This is a genomic window from Thalassobaculum salexigens DSM 19539 (assembly GCF_000423805.1).
Lineage (GTDB): Bacteria > Pseudomonadota > Alphaproteobacteria > Thalassobaculales > Thalassobaculaceae > Thalassobaculum > Thalassobaculum litoreum.
Genome location: NZ_KE384093.1, coordinates 2,261,971 through 2,274,463 on the forward strand (window position 1 = coordinate 2,261,971; position 12,493 = coordinate 2,274,463).

At 66.4% G+C, this 12,493-nt stretch carries 12 protein-coding genes; 6 read left to right on the forward strand and 6 right to left on the reverse strand.

What is annotated here, in order from left to right; genetic code table 11:
• Window positions 1-12 precede the first annotated feature (12 nt).
• Window positions 13-279 (reverse strand): FAD assembly factor SdhE, encoded by a 267-nt coding sequence (locus G578_RS0114980; RefSeq protein ID WP_028794924.1) that lies wholly within the window; start codon window positions 277-279, stop codon window positions 13-15.
• A gap of 127 nt (window positions 280-406) precedes the next feature.
• Here G578_RS0114980 and recG point away from each other — a divergent pair, with 127 nt between their 5' ends.
• Window positions 407-2,485, forward strand: a complete 2,079-nt coding sequence (gene recG / locus G578_RS0114985) for an ATP-dependent DNA helicase RecG (protein ID WP_028794925.1) — start codon at window positions 407-409, stop codon at window positions 2,483-2,485.
• A gap of 26 nt (window positions 2,486-2,511) precedes the next feature.
• A complete protein-coding gene (locus G578_RS0114990) occupies window positions 2,512-2,952 on the forward strand; it encodes a type II 3-dehydroquinate dehydratase (protein WP_028794926.1) in 441 nt (146 codons plus the stop codon).
• 18 nt (window positions 2,953-2,970) lie between these two features.
• Here the strand turns inward: G578_RS0114990 and G578_RS0114995 are convergent, their stop codons facing one another.
• The 5 genes from G578_RS0114995 to G578_RS0115015 form a co-directional block, all read right to left on the reverse strand.
• Complete coding sequence (locus tag G578_RS0114995) at window positions 2,971-3,915, reverse strand: alpha/beta hydrolase (RefSeq protein WP_028794927.1); 945 nt, start codon at window positions 3,913-3,915, stop codon at window positions 2,971-2,973.
• Between the two features lie 128 nt (window positions 3,916-4,043).
• A complete protein-coding gene (locus tag G578_RS0115000) occupies window positions 4,044-5,657 on the reverse strand; it encodes a TRAP transporter large permease (protein ID WP_051244822.1) in 1,614 nt (537 codons plus the stop codon).
• Between the two features lie 3 nt (window positions 5,658-5,660).
• Entirely contained in the window at window positions 5,661-6,320 is a 660-nt protein-coding gene (locus G578_RS26520; RefSeq protein ID WP_051244823.1) for a TRAP transporter small permease subunit, read from the reverse strand.
• A 167-nt stretch (window positions 6,321-6,487) separates the two neighbouring features.
• The gene (locus G578_RS0115010) at window positions 6,488-7,438 is read right to left on the reverse strand and encodes a TRAP transporter substrate-binding protein (RefSeq protein WP_245565616.1); all 951 of its coding nucleotides are present in this window, start codon (window positions 7,436-7,438) and stop codon (window positions 6,488-6,490) included.
• A 316-nt stretch (window positions 7,439-7,754) separates the two neighbouring features.
• Window positions 7,755-8,663, reverse strand: a complete 909-nt coding sequence (locus G578_RS0115015; protein WP_028794930.1) for a sugar kinase — start codon at window positions 8,661-8,663, stop codon at window positions 7,755-7,757.
• Window positions 8,664-8,858: 195 nt separating this feature from the next.
• On the opposite strand from G578_RS0115015, the gene G578_RS0115020 reads away from it, so the two are divergent.
• Genes G578_RS0115020 through G578_RS0115035 form a run of 4 tightly spaced genes read left to right on the forward strand, consistent with a single transcriptional unit; the run spans window position 8,859 to window position 12,473 of the window.
• Complete coding sequence (locus G578_RS0115020) at window positions 8,859-9,563, forward strand: RraA family protein (protein ID WP_028794931.1); 705 nt, start codon at window positions 8,859-8,861, stop codon at window positions 9,561-9,563.
• Window positions 9,564-9,573: 10 nt separating this feature from the next.
• The gene (locus tag G578_RS0115025; RefSeq protein WP_028794932.1) at window positions 9,574-10,548 is read left to right on the forward strand and encodes a hydroxyacid dehydrogenase; all 975 of its coding nucleotides are present in this window, start codon (window positions 9,574-9,576) and stop codon (window positions 10,546-10,548) included.
• Window positions 10,549-10,575: 27 nt separating this feature from the next.
• Window positions 10,576-11,346, forward strand: a complete 771-nt coding sequence (locus G578_RS0115030; protein ID WP_038014230.1) for an HpcH/HpaI aldolase family protein — start codon at window positions 10,576-10,578, stop codon at window positions 11,344-11,346.
• Entirely contained in the window at window positions 11,343-12,473 is a 1,131-nt protein-coding gene (locus G578_RS0115035) for an Ldh family oxidoreductase (protein ID WP_245565617.1), read from the forward strand. The genes G578_RS0115030 and G578_RS0115035 overlap by 4 nt, the downstream gene beginning before the upstream one ends.
• The last annotated feature ends 20 nt before the right edge of the window (window positions 12,474-12,493 follow it).

Below are 12,493 nucleotides of genomic sequence, written 5' to 3' on the forward strand. Positions count from 1 at the left end.
TCCTTCTTCTTATCAGGCCTGGGTCAGTTTGAAGTCGCGCAGCATCTGCAGCACCGGCGTCTCGAATTCCGCCGGCGGCGTCTCCTGCCCGGTGATCCAGGTATAGAGCCGCGGGTCCTCGATGCTGAGCAGATGCTCGTAATCGTCCAGATCGGAGTCCGACAGCGACCCGAGATGTCTGTCGGCGAAGGCGCCGAGCAGCAGGTCGGTCTCCTTGGTGCCGGTATAGGTGCTGCGGTAGCGCAGGCGCTTGCGGCGGGCGTCCAGGGCCTCGGTCATGCCGCACTCCTCTTCAAGCTGTCCCGTCCCGATGGCTTGTCATGGTCTCGCAATGCCGGGCTGTGGGATATAAAGCAGGGACAGACCCGAGACCACCCCCGGCACGCCGACTGGACGAGTTGCGACATTGCGCCCCGAGATCCTCTTCCCGCTCTTCGCCGATGTGTCCCAATTGTCGGGCATCGGACCGCGCTATGCCAAGCTGATCGAGAAGGCGGCCGGCCCGCAGATCGTCGACCTGCTCTGGCACCTGCCGAGCGGCATGGTCGACCGCCGGTTCTCCCCCACGGTGGCCGACGCGCCGGACGGGATGATCGCCACCCTCACCGTCACCACGATGCGCCACGAGCCGGGACGCGGCCGCGCGCCCTACCGGGTGATCTGCGCCGACGAGACCGGCGAGATCGAGCTGGTGTATTTCCACGCCAAGGGCGACTGGCTGGAGAAGCTGCTGCCGCACGGCCAGAAGCGGGTGATCAGCGGCAAGGTCGAGCGGTTCCGCGGCAAGGCGCAGATGCCGCATCCGGACCACGTGGTGCCGCTGGAGGAGGCCGACAGCGTGCGCATCGTCGAGCCGACCCATCCGTCCACCGACGGTCTGCACCAGCGCACGATCCGCAGGGCCATCGAGGGCGCGCTGGCCCGGGTGCCGGTGCTGGACGAGTGGATCAACGCCACCCTGGTCCAGGCGCGCGGCTGGCCGGCCTGGGACGCGGCAGTCAAGGCGGTGCACCATCCGCAGAACCGGCTGGAGATGGAGCCGGACTCCCTGCCCCGGCAGCGGCTGGCCTATGACGAGATCCTGGCCAACCAGTTGGCACTCGCCCTGGTGCGCGCGCGGATGAAGAAACAGAAGGGCCGCATCATCAAGGGCGACGGCCGGCTGCGCGACGCGATCCTGAAAAACCTGCCGTTCAGCCTGACCGGCGCCCAGCGCACGGCGCTCTCAGAGATCGAGGGCGACATGGCCGCGCCGAACCGGATGCTGCGGCTGCTGCAGGGCGATGTGGGCAGCGGCAAGACCCTGGTGGCGCTGGTCACCATGGCCAACGCGATCGAATGCGGCGCCCAGGCGGCGCTGATGGCGCCGACCGAGATCCTGGCGCGCCAGCATTTCGCCACCATCGAGCCGCTGGCCCGCGCCGTCGGCATCCGCTGCGAGATCCTGACCGGTCGGGACAAGGGCAAGACCCGTAGCACCATCCTCGGCCGCATCGCCGAGGGTACGGCGCAGATCGTCGTCGGCACCCACGCCCTGTTCCAGGAAGAGGTCGAGTTCCGCGACCTCGCCGTGGCGGTGATCGACGAGCAGCACCGCTTCGGCGTGCACCAGCGCATGGTGCTGGGCCAGAAGGGTCAGGGCGTCGACATCCTGGTGATGACCGCCACGCCGATCCCCCGGACCCTGGTGATGACCGCCTATGGCGACCTGGACGTCTCGCGCCTGACCGAGAAGCCGCCGGGGCGCCAGCCGATCGACACCCGCGTGGTCTCCAACGACCGGTTGATGGATGTGATCGACGGTATAGCCCGGCGCATGGATGCCGGCGCCAAGGTCTACTGGGTCTGCCCGCTGGTGGAGGAATCCGAGGTGCTGGACGTGGCCGCCGCCGAGGAGCGCGCCAGCACCCTGCGCGAACGGTTCGGCGACCGGGTCGGGCTGATCCACGGCCGCATGAAGGGGCCGGAGAAGGACAAGATGATGGCGTCCTTCAAGGAAGGCTCCGTCGACCTGCTCGTCGCCACCACGGTGATCGAGGTCGGGGTCGACGTGCCGGACGCCACGGTGATGGTGATCGAACACGCCGAGCGCTTCGGCCTGGCCCAGCTTCACCAGCTGCGCGGGCGGATCGGGCGCGGCGACAAGGCCTCCACCTGCCTGCTGGTCTACGCCGCGCCGCTGAGCGAGACCGGCCGGGCCCGGCTGTCGGTCATGCGCGACAGCGAGGACGGGTTCCGCATCGCCGAGGAGGACCTGAAGCTGCGCGGCGCCGGCGAGGTGCTGGGCACGCGGCAGAGCGGCCTGCCGACCTTCCGCATGGCCGACGCCGCCGCCCATAACGACCTGTTCGAAGTCGCCCGCGACGACGCCCGGCTGCTGCTGAACCAGGACCCGGAGCTGGAGGGCGCGCGCGGCAAGGCGGTGCGCACCCTTCTCTACCTGTTCGAGCGGGATGCCGCCGTGCGATACCTGCGGGGCGCATAAAAGTCAGAAGACCAAGGGAGGAACCGGTGAAGCTGCTGCTGATCCAGGGCGCCAACATGGAATGGCTGGGCCGCCGCCAGCCGGAAGTCTACGGCACCACGACCGCCGCCGAGCTCGACGCGCTGCTGCTGGCCGAAGCCCGGCGGCACGGAGTCGATTTGGACATCTACTATACAAACGTCGAGGGCGAAGCGATCACCCGGATCTACCAGGCCGCCCGCGACGGGATCGACGGGCTGATGATGAACCCGGCCGGCTTCAACTACGCCGGATACGCCCTGCGCGACTGCCTGCGCGGGGTGGAGCTGCCCTATGTGGAGGTTCACATGTCGAACATCGAGCGGCGCGGCATCCCCTCCATCCCGTCCAGCGAGGCGGACGGGATGATCACCGGGATGGGCATCGATTCCTATCTGCTCGGCCTCGATGCCCTGATCCGGGTGGTGAAGAAGAAACGGGCGGACTGACCGCCGCCCCTCCCCGGTTCAGGCGGCCGGCATCCCGAACGCCGCGCGGATCGACCGGGCGGACTCCACGATGGTCTGACGCGCCACGTCGACGATCGCGAAGGCCCGCAGGTAGCCGTGGATCATGCCGGGATAGTCGATGTACTCGACCGGCACGCCGTCGGCCTTCAGCTTCTCCACATAGGCCCTGCCCTCGTCCTTCAACGGGTCGAACCCGGCCGTGGTCACCAGAGCCGGGGCGACGCCGACAAGGCTCTCCGCGCGCAGCGGCGAGCACAGCGGGTTGAGCCGGCTCGCGGAATCGGGTGCATAGAAGTTCTTGTACCAGTCCATCGCCGACTTCGTGAGGAAGTAGCCCTCGGCGAAGGCGTCGATCGACCCGCCCTCGGCCGCCAGGTCCACATTGGGATAGATCAGCCATTGGAAGCAGGGCGGAATCGGGTCGCTCCGGGTCTCGTTACTGACCACGGCCGCCAGATTGCCCCCGGCGCTGTCGCCGCCGACCGCCACCCGCGTAGGATCGATGCCAAGGCGTTCGGCCTGCGCCACGACCCAGCGGAAGGCGGCGATCGCGTCCTCGGCCGCCCCCGGAAACGGCGTCTCGGGGGCCAGGCGGTAGTCGATGGAGATCACCGTGCACGGCACCGCCTCGGCGATCGCCCGGCAGATCGGATCGTGGCTGTCGAGCGAACCGAACACCATGCCGCCGCCGTGGTAGTAGACCAGCACCGGCCCCGGACTCTCGACCGCGTCCTCCGGCCGGTACAGCCGGTAGGCGATCGTGCCCTCCGGCCCGTCGAGGCTGCCGTTCTCCACCGCGCTGAAGCGCCCGCCATAGGGTTTGGCCCGGTCGACGGATTCCTGCACCCGCCGCCGCGCCTCGACCGGATCGTCCGTGTCGAAGGGCGAGCCGATGTCGTTGATCGCGGCCATCAGCTCAACGCATTGCGGATCCAGCGCCATGGTCTTCCTCTCCTCGGGGGCTCTTGTCGACTCTTGGTGACCCGATCGTAGCGCGCCGGTTCCACAATGAGAACGGCCGCTCCGGAGGTCCGGAGCGGCCGCTTTGGTCGGTGTTCAGATCAGCCTGGCTAGCGTCCGAGGATCTGCTCAGGCAGCCAGAGCGCCAGCCCCGGGAATTCGAGGACCAGCAGGATGCCGACCACCTGCAGAGCCACGAACGGGATGATGCCGAAGTAGATGTCCTGCATCTTCACCGAGGATGGTGCCACGCCCTTCATATAGAACAGCGCGAACCCGAATGGAGGCGTTAGGAACGAGGTCTGTAGGTTCGTCGCCACTAGGATGGCGAACCAATATATGACCTGTGCCTCCAAGAACTGCGTTTCCGCCACGTTCGACGGCTCCGCATACCCCAGATGGTTCGCGAAGGCCGGCGCCAGCGCCCGGATGACCGGGGCGAAGACCGGCAGGATGATGAGCGTGATCTCCAGGAAGTCGAAGAAGAAGCCCAGCAGGAAGATCGTGAACATCAGCATGAACAGCAGCGACCAGGGATGCAGGTCGAGCCATTCGATGAACTCGATGATCAGGTCCTCGCCGTAGACGTTCCGGAAGATCGTCGAGAACGCCGTGGCACCGACGAAGATGAAGAAGATCATCGCGGTGGTCAGGGCGGTCCGGTGGATCACCTGGGTCAGGACCTGGCGGGTCAGCGTCCGGTTGAACCAGGCCAGGATCAGGGAGCCGAAGGCACCCACGCCCGCCGCTTCCGTCGGCGTCGCCCAGCCGGCGAAGATCGAGCCCAGCACCATGACGATCAGGAAGATCGGCGGCACGAAGCCCCTGAGCACACCGCCCAGCATCGTGTCGCCTTCCACGCGTCCGAGGAGCATGCAGGCCGCGAAGATCGCCAGGAAGCCGGACAGCCCCCAGTTGATCGTCTCGTCACCGATGAACGTGGTGCCGAGATAGGCGATCAGAACGATCCCCGCCACGATGAAACAGACACGGGCAACGTTCTTCTTCTGCGTCGGGTCGAGAACGATCGCATCGTCGGGCAGCGGCGGCGCCAGTTGGGGGCGGATGCCGCTGATCAGCAGAATGTAGGCGAAGTACAGGCCGGAGAGCACCAGTCCCGGGAAGATCGCCCCGATGAACAGGTTGCCGACCGACACCGCGAGCAGGTTGGCCATGAGGACCAGCATGATCGACGGCGGGATCAGAATGCCGAGCGTCGCAGAGGCGGCGATCGTGCCTGTGGCAAGTGCGGGATGGTAACCACGATGCAGCATGGCCGGCAGGGCCAGCAGCGTCATCATGACGACCGAGGCGCCGATGATGCCGGTGGTCGCCGCCATGATCGTGCCCATGACCGTGACCGAGAGCGCCAGGGCGCCCGGCACGCGCCGCAGCATGACCTGCAGGATATGCAGCAGGTCCTCGGCGACACGGGATTTCTCCAGCATGGTTCCCATGAAGACGAAACATGGGACCGCCACCAGGATCGGGTTCTGCACGGCACCGGAGGCCCCGTCACCGCCCCAGACGCGTTGGATGACCTGGAAGAACACCGCGACGTCGAGGAATTCCAGGTAGATGGCGACACCGCCGAAGATCACCGAAATGCCGCCGAGCGCGATGGCCACGGGCAGACCCGTGAACAGCGTCAGCGCCAGCGCCAGGAACATGTAGGCGCCGATAAACTCATAGAGGTGATCGTAGATCGCGTCGAAGAACTCCATCGGTCAGTCTCCCCCACGCTTGAGGGCTTCTTCCGCCAGACGACGGGCCTCCTCGAGCTCGTCATTAGCGTCCGCGAAGATCTCCAGGCCTTCTTGCGCCTCGTCCTGGGCGTCCTGGTCGCCGAACAGATAGGCGATCAGCCGGAACAGCGTCGCCAGGATCGCCATCATCGTCACGATGAAGCCCCACAGCATGAAGCTCTTGATGAACCAGCGCTGGCCGATGCCGGTCATCGATTCCGAGCCCTCGCCCTGATGGAAGGACAGCTCGGTCATCTGGTAGGCGTAGAAGATCATCAGCACGACGAAGGGCAAGCCGAAGAAGATCAGGCCGCAGATCTCGATCCAGGCCTGGGGCCGGCGCGAAAGCAGCTCCCGAAACACGTCGACCCGGACATGCGCATTCGCCAGGTATCCGAAACCGAAAGTCAGCATCAGCAGAGCCGCGTGGAAGTGCCACTGCAGGTCCTGCAGGATCGTGGAAACCGAATAGCCGGACGCCGCCGTATATTCGGCAAAAAGCAAACGCGTGAAGTCGATCTTCCGCGTGATGACGTCGAAAATAATCACCAGGATCAGGGGGATCATGATCCAGCCGATCGTCTTGCCGATCCATCTGGCGATCCCGTCCAGGAGTCCGGCGACGCTTAGAAGTGCACCCATCTCTCTGCTTTCGGTTGGTTGCTACGCCTCGGCCTCGACGCACGCATGCGCCGGCCGCGTCCAATCTGACAGTCGGTAAAGAAACGGCGGCGCTTCTCGCCGCCGTAAGCTAAGCAGTCAGAGCAACCGGGGGTGGTCGTCCCACCCCCGGCCAGGCGTCGTGAGGCTTACTTGAGGTAGCCCATCTCGCCCCAGACCTTGTACTCCTCGTGGAACGCCGTGTAGCTGTCCCAGAGTTTCTGAACGTCGGGGTTCGCGGCGAGCTCCTCCTGCAGGACCTCTTCCCACTTCTCGCGCAGAGTATTCAGGACGTCGTCGGACCAGGTGACGTTGGTGACCCCGTCCTTCTGGTTGGCGATCATCGCCGCCGGCTGAAGCGCCTCGCCCTCGGCCAGCTCAACGCCGATATTGGCTTTGCAGGCGACCTCGAACTGGGCCTTCTTCACGTCTTCCAGGCCTTCCCAGTTGGCCTTGTTGACCAGGACCTCGTTGGTCGTCGACTGCTGGTGCCAGCCCGGGAAGTAGTTGTACTTCGCGATCTGGTAGAAGCCGTAGGACCGGTCGATGGCCGGCATGGAGAATTCGGTCGCGTCGATCGTACCGAGCTCCAGCGCCGGGTAGATGTCGCCGCCGGCAAGCTGCTGGGTGGACACGCCGAGCTTCTGCATGACCTTCGCGCCGACGCCGAAGAAGCGCATCTTCAGGCCCTTCAGCTGGTCGAGGCTCTCGATCGGCTCACGGAACCAGCCGGAAGTCTCCGGCGGAATCATGCCGCAGTAGAAGTACTCGATGCCGTCGCGGGCATAGAGCTCCTTGCCGATCTCAACACCGCCGCCGTACTGGAGCCACGCGTTGAACTCGAGCGCGCCCGGGCCGAACGGCCAGGTGGACAGGAACGCGAAAGCCGAGTTCTTGCCCTGGTTCGCGCCCGGCGTACCGTAGGCCGCGTCGAACGCGCCCTGGCTGATCGGGTCGTAATAGGCATAGCCACCGGCCAGTGCACCCGGCTCGAACAGCTTGATGTCGAAATCGCCGTCCGAGATCTTGTTGACCCAGTCGGTGATGCGAACTCCGACAGGGCCGAGCACGGCGACGTTCGTACCGAACGCCGAATGCATCTTCCATCGGACCTTCTTGGCCTCAGCGTCACCCGCACCAGCCGACAGGACAAACGCCGCCGCAGCTGCCACGAGGCCAGCCTTCTTCAACAAATTCAACGACATAGAGGTAACCTCCCTTTTTATTGCGGGTTAGTTTTTGTTATGCCCGCATTTCACGATCAACACGATCGATTGATCGCCGACACCTTACCGGAAAACGTCCGGTTTATGTCAATAGACCATTTGCCATTTGGCAAGGATACAGGGGTTGTCGTCTCACCGTTGCTGTTTTGAAGCATAAATGAAGATGGAATCTCCATCTGAATTCTGTGGTTTAACTCAATACCGGTTGGACCTCCACGAAGCGGGGGATCGGCGAAACCGCTCCGTATCCGGTGGTCGTCAGGGCGGCCGCGACCGCGGCATATCGACCCGCGTCGACCGGGTCGGAACCGGCCGCCAGCCTGGCGAGAAAGGCGCCGTCAAAGGTGTCGCCCGCCCCCGTCGCGTCGACCGGCGTGACCCTGTGTGGCGGAATGACCACACGCGTCTTTGTGGTTGCGATCATCGCCCCCGCCTCCCCCATCTTCAGGGCGACGACCCGAGGCCCCATGGCGAGATACGCATCGGCGATGGCATCCGCGTCCTCCAGGCCGGTGAGGACCCGCGAATCGTCGATCGACGGCAGGGCGATCGTGCACCGCGTCATCGCCGCATGCATGGTCGCGCGGGCCTGCTCCAGGTCCCAGAGCTTCAGCCGGAGGTTGGTGTCGTAGGCGACCTCGCATCCCGCCTGCCGGGCGGCCTCGATCAGGGCGGTTCCGGCCGCAAGCGGCCCCGCGCCGATCGCCTGGCTGATCCCCGAGAGCTGAACGATCCGCGTCCGCCGCAGCGCCGCGACCGGCAGATCGGCGGCGGTATAGCGGCTGGCCGCCGAGCCCGCCCGGTAATAGGCGAAGTCCCGGCCGGCCGGGCTGGGGGTGATGATGTAGAGGCCGGTGGGTGCCGTGGAGTCGACCCGCACGAACTCGGTCGACACCGCCTCGCGCTGCCACAGGTCCAGCAACTCGCGCCCGAAGGCGTCGTCGCCGACGGCGGTGATGTAGCCCGCCCGCGCGCCCTGGCGGGCCGCGGCGATGGCGCAGTTGGAGGTATCGCCCCCGTATCCGGCCTTGTAGTCGCCGGAGCCCATCCGGGTGAGTTCAATCATCGCCTCGCCGAAACACAGAAGGTCGAAATCCATCCCGTCTCTCCTCCCTTGGGCATTTCCTCAGGCGGTCTCGCGCCGCCGCCGGACAGCCTATGGACTGTTCCACATTGCGAAAAGCTCACCTTGGCCGCTTGCGCCCCCTAACGGCTTCGGGCCACCATCGTAGGCGGCAAGAGGGGTGGGCCGACCGGCGCCGCCCATGACAAAAGCATCCATAGGGAAGAAACGATGACCGACATCACGGCGGCTGATCTCGAACGCCTGACCGATTGGGACACCCCCACGATCTGCAACGGCCTGGAAGTGACCAACCCGGAGCGGCGCGCCCTGGGCTTCACCACCGGCGTGATGTTCTGCGCCTTCCCGGAGCTGAAGCCGATCTGCGGCTACGCCCGCACCGCCACGATCCGCGCGATGGTGGCGCCCAAGCGCACCGGGGCGGAGAACGTCGCCTCGCGCCAGGCCTATTACGAGTATGTCGCCAAGGGCGGCCCGGCGCCGTCCATCTCCGTCATCCAGGATCTCGACAGCGAGCCCGGCTTCGGCGCGTTCTGGGGCGAGGTGAACACCTCCATCCATAAGGGGCTCGGCGCCCTCGGCGTGATCACCGACGGCTCGATCCGCGACCTCGACGCCAGCGCCCCCGGCTTCCAGCTCCTCGCCCGCAAGGTCGGGCCGAGCCATGCCCATGTCCACGTGGTCGACCATGGTGGCCAGGTGAACATCTTCGGCATGGTGGTGAATGACGGCGACATCGTCCACGCCGACCGCCACGGCGCGGTGGTGATCCCGCCGGAAGCCGTGAAGAAGCTGCCGGACGCGATCGATCTGCTGACCCGCCGCGAGGCGGTGATCCTCGACGCCGCCCGCGCCCCGGATTTCAGCTTCGACAAGCTCAAGGCCGCCATGGGCCAGTCGGCCGACATCCACTGAGGCCGACATCATGAGCACGAACAAGAAGAAGGTGCTGATCGTCGGCCCGATCCACGAGCACGGGATGGCCCTGCTCGAAGGGCGCGACGACATCACGGTGGAGGTCATCGACACCCTCGATCCCGAAGTGATCAAGCGCCACGCCGCCGACGCCCACGGCATCGGCGTGCGCGTCGCCCAGATCAACCGGCTGGTCATCGACAACGCGCCGAACCTGCAGGTCGTCTCGCGCCACGGCGTGGGATACGACAGCGTCGACCAGGACGCGCTGACCGAGCGCAAGATCCCGCTCTGCATCGCGCCCCGCTCAAACGCCCCGTCGGTGGCGGAGCAGGCGATGATGTTCATGCTGGTCCATGCCAAGCAGATGCATGTGCTGGACCCGATGGTCCGCGCCAATACCTGGAACCGCCGGTCGGAAGTGGAAGCCTTCGACCTCGCCGGCCGGACCCTGCTGATCTGCGGCCTGGGCCGGATCGGCTCGCGGCTGGCCAAGCGGGCGCTCGCCTTCGACATGAAGGTGTTCGGCTACGACCCCTATATCGACCCCGAGAAGATCCGGGCGATGGGTGTGGAGCCGGTGGCGGACTTCCACACGGTCCTGGGCGAGTGCCACATGGTCAGCGTCCACTGCCCGCGCAACAAGGAGACCATCGGCCTGATCGGCAAGAAGGAGCTCGACGCCCTTCCCGCCGGCGCGCTGGTGATCAACTGCGCGCGCGGCGGCATCGTCGACGAGCCGGCCCTTCTGGACGCGGTGAAATCCGGCCATCTGGTCGGCGCCGGGCTGGACGTGTTCGACGTGGAGCCGGCGATGGACCATCCGTTCTTCAGCGAGAAGAACATCCTCATGACCCCGCATTCGGCCGGCATGAGCCTGGAGGCGCGGCAGCGTTCCTCCTACCAGACCGTGGAGAACATCCTGGCGGTCTTCGACGGCACCCTCGACCCCGACGTGGTCGTCAACAAGGAGGTCCTCGGCTAAGGGGACCCCACTTCCGGAGGAAACATCATGAAAAGCCGCCTGCACGACGTCTGGGCCGCCGATCGCGGCGCGCTCAACGGCTGGCTCTCCATCCCGTCCACGGTGACGGCAGAGATCACGGCGCTTCAGGACTACGACAGCCTCACCCTCGACCTGCAGCACGGGCTGGTGGACTACCAGAGCGCGCTGGAGCTCATGCAGGCGGTGACCGGATACGGCAAGACCGTGCTCGCCCGCGTGCCGTGGAACGAGCCGGGCATCATCATGAAGCTGCTGGACGGCGGCGCGCTCGGCATCATCTGCCCGATGATCAACACCGCCGAGGAGGCCGCCCGCTTCGTCGGCGCCTGCCAGTACGCCCCGCGGGGCTACCGCTCGTCGGGGCCGACCCGGGCCGGGCTGATCTATCCCGATTACTTCAAGAACGCCAACGACACGATCGTCACCCTGGCGATGATCGAGACGGTGCAGGCGGTGGACAACCTGGACGCCATCCTGGCGACCCCGAACCTGACAGGCGTCTATGTCGGGCCGGGCGACCTCGCCGTGTCCATGGGGAAGCCGCCGGCGCTCGACCACACCGACCCGGAGATGGCCGGCGTGATCGACGGCATCCTGCAGAAGACCAAGGCCGCCGGCCTGAAATGCGGCATGCACTGCCTGAACCCGCCGTTCATGGCGGACGCGGTGAAGCAGGGCTTCGACTTCGTCACCCTGGCCAGCGACGTGCGGATCTTCACCGCCGCCCAGGCCGCCGGCGTGGCCGAGTTCCGCAAGCTCGGCGGGGGCGACCGATGAGTGCTGTTCGGCGCGAAGGCAAGGAGGTCTTCGTCCCGGCCGAGGTGATGGAGCGGGTCGGCAAGGCCACCTTCGAGGCGAGCGGCTGCTCGCCTCAGGAGGCCGAGACCATCATCACCCGGCTGGCCGGCGCCAACCTGCGCGGCCATGACAGCCACGGTGTGATCCGCGTGCCGCGATACGTGCAGTGGATCGACGACGGCCGGCAGGTGCCGAATCAGACCATCGAGGTCATGCTCGACCAGCCGAGCTTCGCGGTGATAGACGGCCGATTCGGCTTCGGCCAGAGCATCGGCGAGCAGACGGTCGATATCGGCATCGCCAAGGCCAAGCAGCACGGCGTGGCGATGACCGCCCTGCGCAATTCCGGCCATCTCGGCCGCATCGGCGACTGGGCCGAGCGGGCGGCGGCCCAGGGCATCGTGTCCATCCACATGGTCAACGTGCGCGGCTCGCTGATCGTCGCCCCGTTCGGCGGTGTCGACCGGCGCGGCAGCACCAACCCGTTCTGCGCCGGGATTCCGATGCCGGACGACGACCCGATCATCCTCGACTTCGCCACCTCCCTGGTGGCCGAGGGCAAGGCGCTGGTGGCGCTCAAGGGCGGCAAGCCGCTTCCCGCCGGCTCCCTGGTCGATGCCGACGGCACGATCACCAGCGACCCGAAGCCGCTCTACGGCGAGACCCCGCCGGGCCAGTATCCCGACCCGGCCAGGGGCCCCGGCGCCCTGCGGGCCTTCGGCGACCATAAGGGGTTCGGTATGAACTTCCTGATGGAGATGATGGCGGGTGCTCTCACCGGCTCCGGCACCGCCGGCGCGCTGGGCGAGGAACAGAACCGGCCGTTCTGCAACGGTATGTTCTCCATCTATGTGAACCTGGAGGCGGTCACCGGCGTGCCCACCCATATGGGCCACCCGTTCGCCGAGGAGGTCCGCAACTACGTGGAGTTCGTGAAGTCGGCGCGCCCGACCGAACCGGGCGGCCATGTGCTGATCCCGGGCGAGAAGGAGAAGATGGTGATGGCGGAGCGGCTGAAGACCGGTCTGCCGCTGGCGGCCGAAGCCTGGGACGACATCGTCGCCACCGCCCGGTCCAAGGGCGTCAACGACGTCGAGATGCGCTGACGGCCCGGGCCGGTCCGAGT